The organism is Thermodesulfobacteriota bacterium, assembly GCA_040753795.1.
In the GTDB taxonomy this organism is placed as follows: domain Bacteria; phylum Desulfobacterota; class Desulfobacteria; order Desulfobacterales; family Desulfosudaceae; genus JBFMDX01.
Map to the genome: position 1 here is coordinate 117,433 of JBFMDX010000006.1, position 17,091 is coordinate 134,523.

The window sequence follows — 17,091 nt, forward strand, 5'->3', positions numbered from 1 at the left end:
CCGAATATTTTCATGAAATATCCGGGCTAACCCACCAATAAGGCGACCAGCCAGCCGACGACGCCGACGATAGCGGCGATGATCTGCAGGGGAACCGCCCATTTCATCTCCGCTTTGACCCCGGAAAGGGAAGTATAGGTCGAAGCGCCGGTAAAATTCATCCCCAGATACGACGAAAACGCAGCCGAAACCGGAAGCAGCGGCAGGTATTTCCCCATTCCAACCGGCTCGGGCCAGGAGATGACGATCAGGACGGCTGTCAGCAGGCCGGCGACGGCGCCTTTGATGGAAAAAGACCGCCCCGGCAGCCAGGGCAGCAGCAGCGGCGTCAGCACCGCCCCGGCAATGATGGCGCCGGCCATAATCGCCGCGGCAAAAAGCCCGTTGGAAAGCACACCGGTCAGAAACGGCGCTCCCTTCTCAAGACCGCCCGCCAGGAAAGCGACCAGAAAGATAACCGGCGCCCATTTCAACGCCGGGATCAGTTCCATGGGCACCAGGGCGGCCCGGTCCCGCAGGGGAAACCGTTTCTGGCGCATTTCTTTCGTGGCCTTCAGGCCCGAGTCAAGAAACGCCGGCAGGTCTTCTGCTTCCACCGGGCCATAAACAGCCGAGAACCCGGTCTGTTTCCTGACCAGATGCGCGGCGACTCCCGGAGCGCCGAGCTGAGGCAGAATCAGCTGCCGTCCGGAAACGACCTGCTCCAGACGGCTGGACCCGATCCTTGTCACCAGTTCCCCGGTGCCGAAAGTCCCCTTACCGGCCGCGCACCAGACGTTCACGCCTTTGGTGTCCAGGACCAGAATCCAGGCATCCCGGCCCGGCAGGGCGGAACGGAGGCAATCAAAACTCATTTTATAATTGGCCGTCACCAGCACCGGAGCCTTTTCCGTGGGTGTTCCCAGCGCATAGAGCCCGGGGGAAACGGTATAATTCATCCGTCCGATTCCCCATCTGGCTTTTATGGTTCCCAGATAATCGGCCGCCGTCAGCATGGATGTGACTTGAGGGATCCCGCCCGGTTTCGTCTGAAGGGTGCCTTTGACAAAGGGCTGTCCGGAATCGGGGATTTCTATCTTTCCGGGGAAGGCCGCCGGCAGGCAGGACGGGGGCATGGACGGCAGGATTTCAATCCCGGCTCCGGCCGCCCGGACTTCTCCGGGTATTTTTTTCCGGCTTCTCATTGTTCTGCGATATGACTCCCCGTGCAGCTTGATAAAATCATTTGGCCATCAGGTGACTGACCGCTTCTTCCAGTCCGTCCAGAGACAGCTCGAACATGGGGAAAATCTGCTGTATAACCTGGATCGTGTGGGTGTAATTCCACATGCGTCCGGGAACGGGATTCAGCCAGGCCCGATGGGGGAAAAGATTGGCCAGAAACTTCAACTGGTCGATGCTGGCGTGGCGGCTCCTTTCATCCATGTAAATGGAGCCGTCCCGGGCCATGAGTTCATAGGGCGCCATGCTGGCGTCACCGACCAGAATCAGACGGGTGTCCGGATCCAGGCGGATAAAGTCGGAGACCTTGTGCGGCTCCTTGTACCGGGTATGATCCTTCCATAAATTATCGTAAATGGTGTTGTGGAAGAAGTAGGTCTTCACGTCCTTGAACTGGGCCTTGGCATAATCAAACAGGGTCTGGACCACCTCCACATAGGGGTCCATGGACCAGCCGCCGTTGTCGATGGCGAGGATCACCTTGAGCCGGTCCTTGAGGTTGCGGTCGAAGACGATTTCGATCTCCCCGCCGTTTCTTACCGTCTGGTAGATGCTCTTGTCCACGTTGACCTGGTCCATGGGGCCGGAGGGGATCAGGTTCCGCAGCCGTTTCAGGGCCTCGCCCACCTGGGCCTGGGTCAGGGGGCCGGTGCGGGAATAGTCCTTGTAACGCCGTTCCAGGGCGACTTTGACCGCGGACTTGCCGCCCGAGGCACCGCCCACGCGCATGCCGCCGGGGAAGCGGCCGGAATGGCCGACCGGCGAAGTTCCGCCCGTCCCGATCCAGCGGTTGCCGCCGTCATGACGCTCGGTCTGATCCTTCAACCGCTGCTTAAAATATTCGACCACCTCTTCCGGCGTCATTTTGGCCAGTTCGCCGGGATCCATGCCCAGCATGTCGGCCAGTTCCCTGGGGTCCTTCAGCCACTCCTCCAGCAGGCCGCGGATAATCTCATCCATCTGCCAGTCATCGGCATCCGGCAGATCGGCGCCCTTGAAATAATGGGCGAACATCTGATCAAACAGGTCAAAATACCGCTCGCTCTTGATCAGAATCGTCCGGCTGGTGGTATAGAACTCATCAAGTGAATTGACTAGACCGGCCGCAAAGGCCCGGTGCAGGGTCATAAAGGACGTGGGCGTCACCGGCACGTTGATTTCCTTGAGCCGGTAAAAAAAGTCGATAAACATGGCCTTGCCTAATAGGAGCGGGACCGGTCGACGGTTTCAGCCGCTCTTTCATAATCCCGGCTCTTCTTGAAGAGAATCCCCAGGAAAGGAATTTCCCCTTTGAGCAGCTGTTTGGGCTTAAAGTCCGGATCGGCCTTCAGGGACCGGATCCAGTTGATCAGCTCCCGGGTAGCCGGTTTCTTTTCAATGGCCTCCAGTTTGCGCAGCTTGTAAAACGTATCCACGGCGTTGTTCATGAGGTCGTCACTGATATCGGGAAAGTGAACGCCGAGGATCTTTCGCATCATCTTGGGATCCGGAAAGGCGATGTGATGGAAATTGCACCGGCCCAGGAAAGGGTCGGACAGGTCCTTCTTGGCGTTGGAGGTGATAATGATGACCGGCCGGTGACGGGCTTTAATGGTCCGGTCGATCTCCACGATATCAAAGGTCATCTGATCCAGAACATCCAGCATGTCATCCTGGAAATCGCTGTCGGCCTTGTCGATCTCGTCGATCAACAGAATGGTGCGTTCTTCGGCGGTAAAGGCCTGACCGATCTTGCCCATGCGGATATAGTCCTCGATCCGGCTGACATCCCGGGAAGAGTCCCCGAACCGGGCATCGTTGAGGCGGGTCAGGGTGTCATACTGGTAAAGGGCTTCCACCAGTTTCATGCTGGACTTGACGTTGAGCACGATCAGCGGCATGCCCAGGCTTTCGGCAATGGCGTACGCCAGCATGGTTTTACCCGTTCCGGGTTCGCCCTTCAACAGCAGCGGCATCTCCAGGGTCATGGATACATTGACGATGCTGGCCAGCTCGGCATCCAGAACGTATCGTGAAGCGCCTGTAAAGCGGTTATTGCTCATGATTCACCTCAACTTTTCTTTGTTTTGTTCTAATGCAAAGTTATTGTGCAAATTTCTTTGAATCTTCTCTATTCACTTCTCGAAGCCGACGTGACAATCCGGTCGTCAGCTCCAGCACCCGCCTGGCCGAATCCAGGTCAAGGGAACCGGTGCCGCAACTGGGGGTTATCAGAGATTGAGTGTTGATCCTCTCCCGGCCGATCCCCAGCGACGCCAATCGGCCTGCCTGTTCCCGCCATCTGGCAGCCAGGGAGTCCACGGTTTCGTTCCGGATCATTTCGGCATCCGAGGTGGGCACGATACCCCAGGCCAGAACACCGCCCCGTTGCAGGAACCGTTTTAGCGAATCGGCGTACAGCAGCAGTTTATCGAAAAAAGAATAGGCGTCAAAGCTGACGATATCGGCGGTGGAATCCAGCAGGACCGACCATTCCGCGTTGGCGCACACATGAACCCCGGCCAGGGCATTCTCGGCATGGACGGCCTCAAAGACTTCGTCGAAACAGGCCATGACGTCCTCCCGGGAGATGCTGATAAACGACGAGGACCCGAACGCCGTCAAACCCGGTTCGTCAAAAAAGATCATCACCGGTTTGCCCAGTTCAGCAAGACGACGGGCCTGCCAGCGGGCTTTCATGGCGATAAGCTTGACGGCGATGTCCCGCAACTGGTCATCATAAAAAACAACACGGTCGGCGGCATCGACCAGACCGGTCGTAAACGTAAACGGCCCGGTGATCTGTCCCTTGACGGCAAACAAGTCCGCCGCATGGTCCGGCGCCTGGCGCAGGAACTCGAAAAAGCCTCCGGCGCTTTCCAGGCCCAATGCAAACCGGGAGGGGATGAGGTCGGCTTTACCTTCCAGAACGGCCAGGTATTCTTCGTAGAACGCCACCACGTCGGCGTCAAAGGTCGCATGAGCGGTGTCAATATATGTCCGGCCCGCGTTATTGACTATACCGGGGAAACCGGGCAGGAATTGAGGGATCATACCCTCTTCCCTGAACACGGGCAACTGGACCCATAACGGAATTTCCGGCGCATATTCAAACATCAGCCGGGTGGCGGCCTGATGATCGTCCATCGGCAGGCTTCCGATTAACGCCGGTCGTAAAACGGGACAAAACGTATTTTTCATGTCGGCACCATCCTGAAAACGCATACTATATAATTTCCGCCAACGCGACAAGGCATTTGTCCCGGCTGGTTCCGGTAAGGCCCTATCACAGGATGCAGAGCAGCAAACCGGACATTGACTTTCAAAACCGGGGTGTGATAGTTTTAATAAAACTGTAAGGGTGACTTTTCCAGCTTAAACGATAAAACACACCCGGTAAGTTCAAGATCCAACTTCAGAATGAAAACCGCGTCATCCGCGGAAAGGAGGCATCATGTTTGGACTCGGCCTGCCAGAACTGATCATTATCCTGATAATTGTGCTTATTATATTCGGCGCTAAGAAACTGCCCGAAATCGGCGGCGGCCTCGGTCAGGGCATCCGCAACTTCAGAGATGCCACGTCCAAAGTGGACAAGGAAGATCAGAAAAAGATCGAAAAAGAGCAAACGACCGACAGCGAGAAGAAATAACTTTCCCGTCACTCCCTTGACGTTAGGCCAAAACAACAGAAACGGAACGCTGCGTCTCTTTGCCGTCAACAGCCAGGCATCTGCTTGTAAAACCGCGACTCAATTCATCTCACCCGGATGCATCATGCCGACGGATCACGAATGAAATCTTCTCAAATGGTTTGCTGACCGTTTTCCGACAGCGCCTGGCGGCAACAAATCGGATCTGCTTTTAGAAAGGGATATCATCATTGCCCGGACCGGCATCGCCCGGGATTGAATCGTCTGTCGGCGGCATATAGTAGTCACTCGCACCGGCTGAAGATTTTGATTCCAGCATTTGCATATTGGAAGCCACAATCTCGGTCGTATACCGCGTCACATTGTCTTTTTCCCAGGATCTTGTCTGCAACCGCCCTTCGATATATACCTGCCGTCCTTTGGCTAAATATTCACCGCATATTTCTCCCAGCCGGCCGAAAGCCACGACCCGATGCCATTCCGTCCGTTCTTTCTTCTCACCCGACTCCTTGTCTTTCCACTCCTCGGAAGTTGCCACGCTGAAATTAGCAATCGCACGACCGTCCTGCGTATAACGCACCTCCGGATCTCTGCCCAGCCTGCCGATAATAATCACCTTGTTGACGCCTGCCATAATTCCCCCATTCCGTGTGGATGTTAAACAAATGATTGCAAATTAAATAACGCCCTTCACTCATTTGCCTGTTTTCTTAACAAAAGAAAAAACAGAAGTCAAAAACTACAAAAGGCCCGCCTCCTGCAGGCCCTGGCAGAACTCATACACCGTATTGTTGTGAACAATATTATAAAATCTGTGCGGTTTCAATGCACTTTTGAGATCCAGCGCAAAATCGTATCCGTAACACTGGAAAACAGCGTCCCGACAAAACACCCCGAATCCTTGCCGTTATGATGAATGTTTACCGGAACCACATCATCGTCCCAGGAAGGGTCTTCGTCGTCACCACCGCCTTCATAGACGGTCAACGCCTGGAAGCCACCGGCACCGTCGGCAATATAGGAATAATCGCCAACCACAAAGATATCCTTAACCTCTCCGGCGCTGTGATAAGCACCGCTGCGCTGCGGAGGCACAGTCGCTGGCTTAATAAAAAAGCCCATATTCTCGTCCGGCATGGTGCCATTCGCCATCCATATCAAATCGACGCCTTCGCTGACGTCGGAACGGGCGGCATATATGCTCTGAACTTGCTCATAAGGTTGGGCGCTGTAATTCGCCAGCCATGACGGATTGGTCGTATCCAGAACATTAAGTATATAGAACCCTTCATTACCTGCGGCGACATAGGCCAACGTCCCGACGATACTGACATCGTAGGCACAGCCAGGAATATCATCCAGGTCATCGCCGTCTTCGATGTAATATTGTCCCGTCAGCACCGGCCGGCTCTTATCCGAAATGTCCACCACCTTCAAGCCGTTCCAGCCGTCAGCGACAAAGGCATAATCGGCCCTGACAATAACCTTCCTCGCGTCTGAAACATCTGTCCCGGCGATCTCACCGACGACTGTCGGTAGTGCCGGATCCGACACATCTACCACCTTCAGCCCGCCGGTCCCGGAGGCCACATAAGCATAACCGTCGATGACAAAAACGCCGTTGGCGTTACCTCCGGTAATCGGACAGCTGCCTTTTAATACCGGATTTACGGGGCCGGCCGTATCGGCAGAGAGCCCGGGATCGATGATCTTCAGTCCGGCACTGCCATCTGCTACAAACAGGTAGCCATTCAGATAGTAAATATCTGAAGCCTCCCCGTTGGTGGGGAACATCCCCTTGAGCAGGAAAGTGACATAGTCTTCCGAAACAACCGCAAAGAAAATCCGTACGCCCTCACTCATGCCCCCGGATGAAGGATCATCATCCACGGCAAACACATAACTGGAAGCCGCATCAACAAACACCGCTTCCGCGTCGGCGGGTGTCCCGGTATCATTAACCCCGGCAAGAAAATTCAGCGAAGCTGGATTCGACACGTCAACCTTCTGCAGGCCCTTTCTGCAATCGCCCACATACACAGTCTGGTTTGCTGAATCCAGGTATAAACGATAAGTACCCTGCGCATCATTGAAATACTGTCCTACCAGGCTGTTGTTGTTTATATCTTCAGGAGAAGAAATATCGGCGACCAGCAGCCCCAGGTCCACGTCTCCGATGTAAGCATAATTGGCACTGACTTCAACTGAAATGGCCTTGGTCAGGCTGCCGTCATACTGACAATAAGCAACGATAGGCAGAGAGTCCCTCTCCGGCGTGAAGGTCTCCGGGTTGATATTTACTACCTGCAAACCATATCCGGCGCAGACAAGATAGGCATAGTTTCCTGAAACAGCGACATCCAGTGCCGACGGGATATAACAAACCGCCTCAATTTCCGGCGTCGCCGGATTGCTGATATCAAACACGACCATACCGTTATAAAGATCCGCCACATAAACATAATCTCCGGCCAGCGTGAGGCTCTGCACCCTTTTCAGGTCCGCAAACGTGGGGGGAAGTTCAGCCTGACCGGCCATGAGAGGATTGGCAGGGTCTGAAACATCAATAACCTGGAGTCCGCTGTCATACCCCTCCTCGGTAAGCCAGTAATAGCCTATATAGGCAAGGCTACCGGACACGACCACATCTCTGACAACGGCCCGGCCATCCTCCTTTAAAACCAGGTAAGTGCCCTTCAGATTATCGGCTGAAAAAGTTGTAAGGTCAGCCGGGAGTTCATAAATCTGAAGCCCTTCATTGCCACAGGCCACGTAAAGAAAACCCCCGGCATAAAACACGCCCGAGATCCCTTCGGTACCCGAGACCTGACTATCTACAAGGTTTTCCTTTTCAGTCAAATGGATACTGACTTTAGCCACCAGCGTCAGAGCCGGATCAGCGGTCGTATCGTAAATGCTTATACATTCCCCGTCTCCGTAAATAACGTAGTTACCAACCTTGGTCATTACATTTGGCGCTGCCGTGGGCCAGCGGTTAATGTAGGTAATTTCAGCGTTGCCGGCCGCAAAAACGCAAGTAACCGGCAGAATAAGAAGGATGAATAGAAGTCTAATAAAAATTTTCATTACAGCCTCACTGAAAATAGAATCATTTTATAATAATTTGAGGAAAGACGATTTTTACCCGGTGCCCCGTACACATGTTTTTATTCTTTTTGGACGATAGATATAATTTCAATTACGCCAGGCACTTTTCAAACCCGTGCAATTAAAATTTCACCGCCTTCGGTCAGAAGTTCTCTGCGCTTGAGTGATTTTAGGTGTGATGAAGTCATTAAACATTATTTGTTAATTTAATAAAATTTTTCGGAAAAGTCAAGGTCAAAGCGCCCTCCAATACGTCCTGAGATATTATGGTTCCGGGACATACCACAATTCTCTACAAACATTATATGAAAACCTTGACATGTAAATAAAAAACCAATACACCTAAAAAAACCGGGCGGCGTGTTTTTTAAAGGATTCCCTGAACAACGGGTATCGTAGTATCAAAAAGAAAAAATAACGCCTTTGACGTATGAATAAAAATCCGGGTGAATGCGTTCGCGGTTGTTGATTATGCTGAGGGTGCGATATCGAATCATTAATTATTCTTCGGGATAGAGAATAATTATTGACATGATCCGAATGATCCTCTTATAAAATGATGTGCTGCTGAAAAAGGGGAGCGGTTTTCAGATCAAACAGAACCGTATTGCTGGCCGGAATCTGACCAGGAAATTTTCAGTGTCTTACTTATTCCGATATTCCAATAATCATCACTGCCAAACGTTTTCGCCTTTCGCCTGGAGTACGCTTTTCTATTCTATCTTATTTGTATTCAATATCGACCTGTATATGCTCGGCGCAGTCACCACCCATAACCATACGGAGGATTACGGATGCGATTAAAGGACAGGCTGGACGCTGGAGACTTCGCCATTCTCGCTGAAATGGAGCCCCCGAAAGGGGCTGACGCATCGAGAATGGTAACGATGGCCACCAGGGTAAAAGGGGCGGTTGACGCCTTTCTGGTCCCTGAAATGAGTAATGCCGTTATGCGCATGAGTTCTCTCGGGGGTGCTCTGGTTCTGCAGCAAAGGGGACTGGAGACCATCCTTCAGGCGAACTGCCGGGATCGAAACCGTCTCGCCCTGCAGGCCGATCTACTGGCTGCTTATGCCTGCGGCATTCATAATGTCATGGTCGTCGCCGGGGACGATCCCAGCGTCGGTGATCACCATCAGACGAAGCCGGTATACGACATTGATCTCCACCAGCTTCTGGATATGATCCAGCAGATCCAGAACGGCCATGACATGGCCGGCATCGAACTTTACGGGGCACCCCACTTTCTTGTCGGTTCAACCGTTACCCCGGCGGTGAAGGAATACCACCTGGATAAAGAAATCGAAGAGATGGAAAACAAAAAGGAACACGGCGTCCGGTTTTTCATTACGCCTCCCGTCTTCGATCTGGCCGCCATCAGGCCTTTTCTCAATGCCATTGACACCAGCAAAACTCACATTATCCCGACCGTTCTCCTGCTGAAGTCCGCAGGCATGGCCAGATATATCAATAAAAACATGGACCACATCAAAATACCTCCGGACATGATCAACCGGATTATGAAAGCCGGTGACAAGACCCGGGAATGTGTGTTGATCGCCAAAGAAATTGTTGCCACCCTGAAAAAAGAGAATTTTTCCGGAGTCTGCATATCCACTATTGGATGGGAAGACAAGCTCCCTGAAATTTTGGGAACCATCAGCGGATAGCCCGTAACCGGAAATACCCGTGTTACACTAAGCGCGGCGGAAGGTAATATTATACGAGGGAGAAATATATGGGCAGGGAGAATCAGGCAGAAAACATCACCAGCGGCGGAACGGATGTTTCGGGGGCGGTTATGGTTATCGGCGGCGGCATTACCGGAATGCAATCCGCTCTGGACCTGGCCAATGCCGGATACCGGGTTTACCTGGTTGAAGCTTCGCCGGCCATCGGCGGCGTCATGGCCCAGTTGGACAAGACCTTTCCAACCAACGACTGCGCCATGTGAATTATTTCACCCAAGCTGGTCGAGGTCGGCCGGCATCTGAACATCCAGTTGCTCACCTTGTCTGAAGTCCAGTCCATTGAAGGGGAAGCAGGCAATTTTACCGTGACGGTCAAGCAGTCTCCCCGTTTTGTAGACATGGACAAATGCATTGCCTGCGGCGCCTGCGCGGAAAAATGCCCCAAAAAAGTGGCCGATAAATATAATGAAGGTATCAGCGTCCGCAAGGCTATCTATGTCCCCTACCCCCAAGCGGTGCCCCTAAAATACGCGATCGACGCGAAAAACTGCATCTATTTTAAAAACGGCAAATGCCGGGCCTGTGAAAAATTCTGCCCGACAGAAGCGATCCGACTGGACGACACCGAAAAAGAAATCCGGCTGAATGTCGGGGCAATTGTTTTGACCACCGGACTGAAAACATTTGATCCGTCCAATTTGGATAATTACCAGTATGCCCAGTACGCCAACGTTGTGACCAGCATTGAATTCGAGCGGTTGCTGTCCGCCGGGGGCCCGACCAGAGGGGCGATCAAAAGGGTTTCCGACGGCAAAAAACCTTCGAAAATAGCCTGGCTGCAATGTGTCGGCTCCCGCGACCTGAATCGGTGCGACAACCCGTATTGTTCTTCGGTCTGCTGCATGTATGCGCTCAAGGAAGCCATGCTCGCCAAGGAACACGTCGGGGGTGATTTCCAGGCGACCATCTTTCTGATGGATATGAGGACCTACGGCAAAGACTTTGAAAAGTATTACGAACGCGCCAGGGCCGAAGGGGTCCGCTTTGTGCGTTCCAGAGTCCATACCATCACCGAGAAAGCGGATGGCACGCTCCTGTTCCGCTATGCTACCGAATCCGGACAAATCGTTGAAGAGGAGTTTGACCTGGCGGTTCTGTCCGTGGGAATGGAACCGGCGGCCGCGACCGGCAAACTGGCGGCAACCCTCGGGATCGAAGTCAACGCCTCCGGATTTATCAATACCGATCCGCTATTGCCGACCGCGACCTCCCGGTCCGGAATTTACGTCGCCGGTGTTGCCCGGGGATGCAAAGATATCCCCGAGTCGGTGGTGGAAGCCAGCGCCGCCGCGGAAAGCGCCGCCCGTCTGCTGGCCGGCGCCCGCGGATCTCTGACGCAACAGAAAGCGTTTCCCCCCGAAACCGACGTGGCCGGAAAGGAGGCCCGCATCGGGGTCTTCGTCTGCAACTGCGGTTCCAATATCGGCGGCATCGCCGATGTGCCGCAGATTGTCGAGTTCGCCAAAACACTTCCCGGGGTAACCTATGCCCAGGAAAACCTGTTCACCTGCAGCCAGGACACTCAGAACACGATGGCTCAGCTCATCCGCGAGCACAACCTGAACCGGGTCGTCGTGGCCGCCTGCACGCCGCGCACACACGAACCGTTGTTCCAGGAAACGATCCGGAACGCGGGTCTCAACCCCTTCCTTTTCGACATGGCCAACATCCGCAACCAGTGTACCTGGGTCCATTCAGAGCAAAAGGAAACGGCCACGGGAAAAGCCAAGGACCTGCTGGCCATGTCGGTTGCCCGCGCCAACCGGCTGGAGCCCCTGCCCGCCGCCCGGGTTGAAATCGACAAGCATGTCATCGTCATCGGCGGCGGCGTGGCGGGCATGACAGCGGCCATGTGCCTGGCCGACCAGGGCTTCCCGGCCATTATCATAGAAAAATCAGATAAATTGGGAGGGGTAGCCGCAAGCAGCTGCGACGAGGCCGTGGTGGCTCATGTGAAACGGCTGACCGAAAAGATTTCAACCCACCCCGGCATCGAAGTGCTTGCCTCGGCCCGGGTAACCGGCGTTTCCGGATTTCTGGGCAATTTTGACACGGAAGTGACGGCCGCCGGCCAGGCAAAAACGATCCGTCACGGTGCCGTCGTTATTGCCACCGGCGGTGCGGCGGCGGATACCGATGAATATCTCTACCATACCAGCGAACGGGTTACCCGCTGGCACGACCTCCGCAAGCACCCGTCCATCGACCAGGCCGGCAGCGTGGTCTTTATTCAGTGCGTCGGGTCCAGAGACGAAAAAAGACCTTACTGTTCCAAAATCTGCTGTACGGCGTCCATTGAAAACGCGATCTTTTTAAAAGAAAAGAACCCGGCAACGCAGGTCTTTATTCTCTACCGGGATATCCGGACCTACGGAGACAAAGAACTGTTGTACAAGAAAGCCAGAGAGCTGGGCGTCATTTTTATCCGCTACACCCCGGACCGGAAGCCCCGCCTGGAAGAAATCGCGGGAGGATTGTCGGTAACGGTATTTGACCCGGTTCTGGACATGGAGGTAGCCATCGAGGCGGATCTGGTCAACCTGGCCACCGCCATTGTGCCGGCCGATCATTCGGACGTTGCCCGGATGTTCAAAGTCTCCGCCAACGCCGAAAACTTCCTGACCGAAGCCCATGCCAAGCTTCGTCCAGTGGATTGCGCCACGGATGGCGTGTTTATCTGCGGGCTGGCGCATTATCCCAAATTTCTGGGAGAATCCATCGCCCAGGCCCAGGCGGCGGCGGCCCGAGCTGCCACCGTTCTGTCCCGGGAGCATATGGAAATCATGCCGATCGTATCGGAAGTCAATGAGGACCTGTGTATCGGCTGCGGATTGTGCGAAATTTCCTGCCCCTTCGGCGCCATACGGCTGAAAAAGGTCGAAGGCCGCGGATACCGGGCGGAGAATATTTCCGCCCTCTGCAAGGGGTGCGGCATATGTGCGGCGTCCTGCCCGCAGAAAGCAATCGATATGAAACATTTCCGGGACCGCCAGATCATGGCGGCCGTCGCTGCCGTGAGTTAGCCCGGGGCAACATCGGAAACGGATGAACCAACCCTTAATGGAAGAGAAGATTATGAGCGAAACTTATCAGCCCAGAATACTGGCCTTCCTCTGCAACTGGTGCGCTTATGCCGGAGCGGACCTGGCAGGGGTGTCTCGATTCCAGTATCCCGCCGCTATCCGCCCGGTTCGGGTCATGTGCTCCGGAAGAATCGATCCGCTGTTCATTGTCGATGGACTGGCCAAGGGATACGACGGCGCTCTGGTGGCGGGGTGACATCCCGGTGAATGTCATTACCAGGATGGTAATCTTTATGCTCAGAAACGAATAGCGGCTCTGTCCTTTCTTTTGGATCTATCGGGTATCGGTCACCACCGGCTGCAATTGAGATGGGTCAGTTCAGCCGAAGGCAAACTCTTTGCCGATTATGTCGGAGACGTCACGGACACCATCACGGGCCTTGGAAAATTCGACGTTGCGGCTCATCGGCTGCCGCTGGCGGCCATCCGCCGCACGCTTGAGACCCCCCGGGTCCGCTGGCTCACCGGCATGGAAAAGGAGTTGGTGGAGCACAAAAATGTGTACGGAGAAAAAATCGACCCGTCACGGTATCAGGATGTGCTCCACGGCGCCATTACCCATGAATACAATAAATCCCTGGTGCTGGTATCGCTGGCCGAAACCGAGGGCCAGGAGGTCAGGCAGCTGGCTGAAAAGACGGGTCTTGATCTGCTCACCGTATCCAACTGCCTGGTCGAACTAGAAAAGATTGGCCTGGCGGAACTGGAAGGATATGAGGGGCAGCACCCCAAATTCATCCGCACGGCCGCTTAACCCGGGTGCTTTACGGAAATTGATTTAGAACAGGTGTAAACAAACTTATCTTAACAGACAGGATGGTTATGGCAGACAGGATCGAAACCAAAGGCAGCGCGGTCGTGGTTGGCGCGGGTATCGCCGGTATGCAGGCCGCTCTTGATCTGGCCAATGCCGGATTTTATGTTTATCTGGTTGACCGCTTACCCACCGTCGGCGGATTGATGGCGCAGCTGGACAAGACCTTTCCGACCAATGACTGTACCATGTGAGTGATCTCACCCAAACTGGTCGAGGTCGGCCGGCATCTGAACATCAAGATCATCACCAACACCGAAGTGGATTCCATATCCGGCGAACCGGGAAATTTCCGGGTCACCCTGATCAATCGCCCGCGGTTTATCGATCCCGCCAAATGTACCGGCTGCGGTGAATGCAGCCGGGCCTGCCCCGTCAAGGGAGCGGATGAGTTCAACTGCAGCTTGTCCAAAAAATCGGCCACTTACATCAGGTACGCCCAGTCAGTGCCGCTCTCCTATGCCATTGATCCCGCCCTGTGCATCGGCTGCGGGCTATGTGAAAAAGTCTGTATCGCCGAAGCCATCACATACAGTGACGCCGTCAGGCAGACGGAAGTGGAGGCGGGAGCGGTCATCCTGGCCGCCGGCACCACCCCTTTCGATCCATCTCAACTGGATTTTTACGGCTACGGAAAATCACCGAACATCCTCACCAGTCTGGAATTTGAGCGGATCTTAAGTGCCACCGGCCCCTATCAGGGCCATCTGCAGCGCCCGCTGGACCTGAAGCTGCCGAAAAAAATCGCCTGGCTGCAATGCGTCGGATCAAGGGACAGGAACCGCTGCGGCAACGGCTATTGTTCGTCGGTCTGCTGCATGTACGCGACCAAAGATGCCATGATCGCCAAAGAACATGCCAAAGGCGATCTGGAATGCACCGTCTTTAACATGGATATGCGAACCTTCGGCAAGGAGTACGAGGCCTATTACAACCGGGCCAAAAGAGAGGGGATCCGCTTCGAACGGGCGAGGGTCCATACGGTCGACCCCATCGATGACAGCGGCGATCTCAGGATGCGCTATTCCACCGAAGCCGGAGAGGTCCGGGAGGAGGATTTTGACATTGTGGTCCTGTCCGTCGGGCTGCAGCCATCTGAAACCACCGTGGCAATGGCCAATCGACTGGGCATCGACCTGAATTCCTATAGATTCGCCGCCACCGGCCAGTTTACGCCGGTGGAGACATCCCGCCCGGGGATTTACGTCTGTGGCGCCTTCCAGGGGCCTAAGGATATCCCTGATTCCGTAACCCAGGCCAGCGCCGCCGCCTGCCGCGCCGCCATGCGTCTGGCGGAAGCCCGCAACACCTGCACCGTGACCCCGAAAACGCCGGATGAAATGGACATCGCCGGCCAGGAACCGAGGATCGGCGTCTTTGTCTGCAAATGCGGCATCAATATCGCCGGGGTGGTGGACGTCCCCCGGGTGGTGGCGTACGCGAAGCAACTTCCCTATGTGGCCTATTGCGACACCAATCTGTTCACCTGCTCCCAGGACGTGCAGGACAAAATGAAGGAGATCATCCTGGAAAACCGGTTAAACCGGGTGGTGGTGGCCTCCTGTTCACCCAAAACCCACGAACCGATATTCATGGAAACCCTGGAAGCCTGCGGACTGAACCGGTACCTGTTTGAAATGGCTAACATCCGCAATCAGAATTCATGGGCCCATACCGATACGCCGGAAAAGGCCACCCGGAAAGCCATCGATCTTGTCCGTATGGCCGTGGCCCGGGCGAGCCGGCTTTATCCGCTCCATGACAAGCAGATCCCGGTTACCCCCGCCGGTTTAGTGGTGGGTGGTGGTATCGCCGGAATGAACGCGGCCCTGGCCCTGGCCGACCAGGGGTTTGAAACCATTCTGGTGGAACAGGAAAGCCAGCTCGGCGGCATGGCCCGCAACCTTACCCATACCATTGACGGCTCCGATATCGGCGCTTATCTGAATGGCCTGATCGAAAAAGTGACCGGCCACCCCAATATCCAGGTATTGACCAACGCGCTGATCGTCGGCTTCTCCGGATTCAAAGGCAACTTTGAAACCGAAGTGCTCATCGGGCCGGCCATGTATGAAAGAAAAATCAAGCACGGCGTGGTAATTCTGGCCACCGGCGCCGGGGAATACCAGCCGACGGAATACTGCTATGGGCAAAGCCCGGTCGTCATCACCCAGACGGAACTGTCCCGGCGTCTGGAAGAAACTGGCGCCGACAAACTGGAACAGGTGGTCATGATCCAGTGCGTCGGTTCCCGGAACGACGAGCATCCCAATTGCTCCCGTTACTGTTGCCAGGCTGCGGTGAAAAACGCCCTGGCCATCAAAAAACGCAACCCGGACACCGATGTTTATATCCTCTATCGTGACATGAGAACCTTTGGTTTTATGGAGGATTATTTCACGGAAGCCCGTCAGAAAGGCGTTCTGTTCTTCCGCTACACCCCGGAGGATTTGCCTCTGGTGGAAAAAGCGGGAGGCGGGGTAGCGGTTACCTTCAGGGATCATGTACTCGGCCGACCGCTCCAGGTGACGCCGGATCTTCTGGTCTTAAGCGCCGGGATGAGGCCCACGGACACGCAGGAACTGGGATCTATCATGAAACTCGGTCGCAACCGGGAAGGCTATATGATAGAGGCCCATGTCAAACTTCGCCCGGTGGAAATGGCCACGGAAGGGATTTACGTCTGCGGGACCGCTCACAGCCCGCGGCTGATCCCGGAAACCATTTCCCAGGCCCTGGCGGCCGCGTCCCGTGCCGCCACCCTGCTCTCCAAAACCAGCCTGAAACTTTCGGCGGTCATCGCCCAGGTGGACCAGGACAGATGCGCGTCATGCCTCATCTGTGTCCGCAACTGCCCGTACAATGTACCGAAAATCAACAAAGAAGGGGTCAGTGAGATTGACCCGGCCTCATGCCAGGGTTGCGGCGTGTGCGCCTCGGAGTGCCCCGCCAAGGCCATACACCTGAACTGGTACGAGGATTCCCAGATAATCAGCAAAATTGAGGCCCTGCTGGAGGAGACGGCTTATGACGGATAGTTTTGAACCGGTAATCATCGCGTTCTGCTGCAACTACTGAGGGTACTCCGCCGCGGACCTGGCAGGTTCGATGCGACTGCGGTACCCGACCAGCGTTAAGATCGTTCGCGTTCCCTGCACCGGGAAAGTGGATATCATTCATATTTTGAGGGCGTTTGAGAAGGGAGCGGACGGCGTCTATTTGGTCGGCTGCATGGAAGGGGATTGCCATTATATCCAGGGTAATCTGAAAGCCAAAAGAAGAGTCCGGCAGGCCCAGAAAATACTCGAATCCATCGGTATCGAAGGCGAACGGGCGCAAATGTACAACCTCTCTTCCGGTGAGGGCCCCCTTTTCGCCCAGTTCGCCCAGGAGATGCATGACCGCGTCCTCAAGCTGGGGCCCAATCCTGTGAAGAAGAATAAAATCCGGGAAACGGCCGCGGCCGCGGAACGATAACCATCG

At 54.8% G+C, this 17,091-nt stretch carries 12 protein-coding genes; 6 read left to right on the top strand and 6 right to left on the bottom strand.

Going from position 1 to position 17,091, the window contains the following annotated elements:
* Positions 1-26: 26 nt before the first annotated feature.
* From hgcA to AB1724_09530, 4 genes are all read right to left on the bottom strand, one after another.
* On the bottom strand, positions 27-1,115 hold the full coding sequence (gene hgcA, locus AB1724_09515) for a mercury methylation corrinoid protein HgcA (protein MEW6078037.1): 1,089 nt from the start codon (positions 1,113-1,115) through the stop codon (positions 27-29).
* 106 nt (positions 1,116-1,221) lie between these two features.
* Positions 1,222-2,412 (bottom strand): hypothetical protein, encoded by a 1,191-nt coding sequence (locus AB1724_09520; protein MEW6078038.1) that lies wholly within the window; start codon positions 2,410-2,412, stop codon positions 1,222-1,224.
* Positions 2,413-2,420: 8 nt separating this feature from the next.
* Entirely contained in the window at positions 2,421-3,263 is an 843-nt protein-coding gene (locus AB1724_09525) for a MoxR family ATPase (GenBank protein MEW6078039.1), read from the bottom strand.
* Between the two features lie 40 nt (positions 3,264-3,303).
* On the bottom strand, positions 3,304-4,347 hold the full coding sequence (locus AB1724_09530) for a hypothetical protein (GenBank protein MEW6078040.1): 1,044 nt from the start codon (positions 4,345-4,347) through the stop codon (positions 3,304-3,306).
* 307 nt (positions 4,348-4,654) lie between these two features.
* On the opposite strand from AB1724_09530, the gene tatA reads away from it, so the two are divergent.
* Positions 4,655-4,852, top strand: coding sequence for a twin-arginine translocase TatA/TatE family subunit (gene tatA, locus AB1724_09535; protein ID MEW6078041.1), 198 nt, complete (start codon positions 4,655-4,657; stop codon positions 4,850-4,852).
* 211 nt (positions 4,853-5,063) lie between these two features.
* On the opposite strand, the gene ssb is transcribed toward tatA, so the two are convergent.
* Positions 5,064-5,486, bottom strand: coding sequence for a single-stranded DNA-binding protein (gene ssb, locus AB1724_09540; GenBank protein ID MEW6078042.1), 423 nt, complete (start codon positions 5,484-5,486; stop codon positions 5,064-5,066).
* A 188-nt stretch (positions 5,487-5,674) separates the two neighbouring features.
* Positions 5,675-7,939, bottom strand: a complete 2,265-nt coding sequence (locus tag AB1724_09545) for a hypothetical protein (GenBank protein ID MEW6078043.1) — start codon at positions 7,937-7,939, stop codon at positions 5,675-5,677.
* 815 nt (positions 7,940-8,754) lie between these two features.
* Here AB1724_09545 and AB1724_09550 point away from each other — a divergent pair.
* The 5 genes from AB1724_09550 (at position 8,755) to AB1724_09570 (ending at position 17,085) form a co-directional block, all read left to right on the top strand.
* Positions 8,755-9,630 carry a methylenetetrahydrofolate reductase gene (locus AB1724_09550; GenBank protein MEW6078044.1) on the top strand — a complete coding sequence of 292 codons (876 nt, stop codon included), beginning with the start codon at positions 8,755-8,757 and terminating at the stop codon, positions 9,628-9,630.
* A gap of 68 nt (positions 9,631-9,698) precedes the next feature.
* Positions 9,699-12,734 carry an FAD-dependent oxidoreductase gene (locus tag AB1724_09555; GenBank protein MEW6078045.1) on the top strand — a complete coding sequence of 1,012 codons (3,036 nt, stop codon included), beginning with the start codon at positions 9,699-9,701 and terminating at the stop codon, positions 12,732-12,734.
* Positions 12,735-12,786: 52 nt separating this feature from the next.
* A complete protein-coding gene (locus tag AB1724_09560; GenBank protein ID MEW6078046.1) occupies positions 12,787-13,548 on the top strand; it encodes a hydrogenase iron-sulfur subunit in 762 nt (253 codons plus the stop codon).
* A 68-nt stretch (positions 13,549-13,616) separates the two neighbouring features.
* A complete protein-coding gene (locus AB1724_09565) occupies positions 13,617-16,646 on the top strand; it encodes an FAD-dependent oxidoreductase (GenBank protein ID MEW6078047.1) in 3,030 nt (1,009 codons plus the stop codon).
* On the top strand, positions 16,636-17,085 hold the full coding sequence (locus AB1724_09570; GenBank protein ID MEW6078048.1) for a hydrogenase iron-sulfur subunit: 450 nt from the start codon (positions 16,636-16,638) through the stop codon (positions 17,083-17,085). The genes AB1724_09565 and AB1724_09570 overlap by 11 nt, the downstream gene beginning before the upstream one ends.
* The last annotated feature ends 6 nt before the right edge of the window (positions 17,086-17,091 follow it).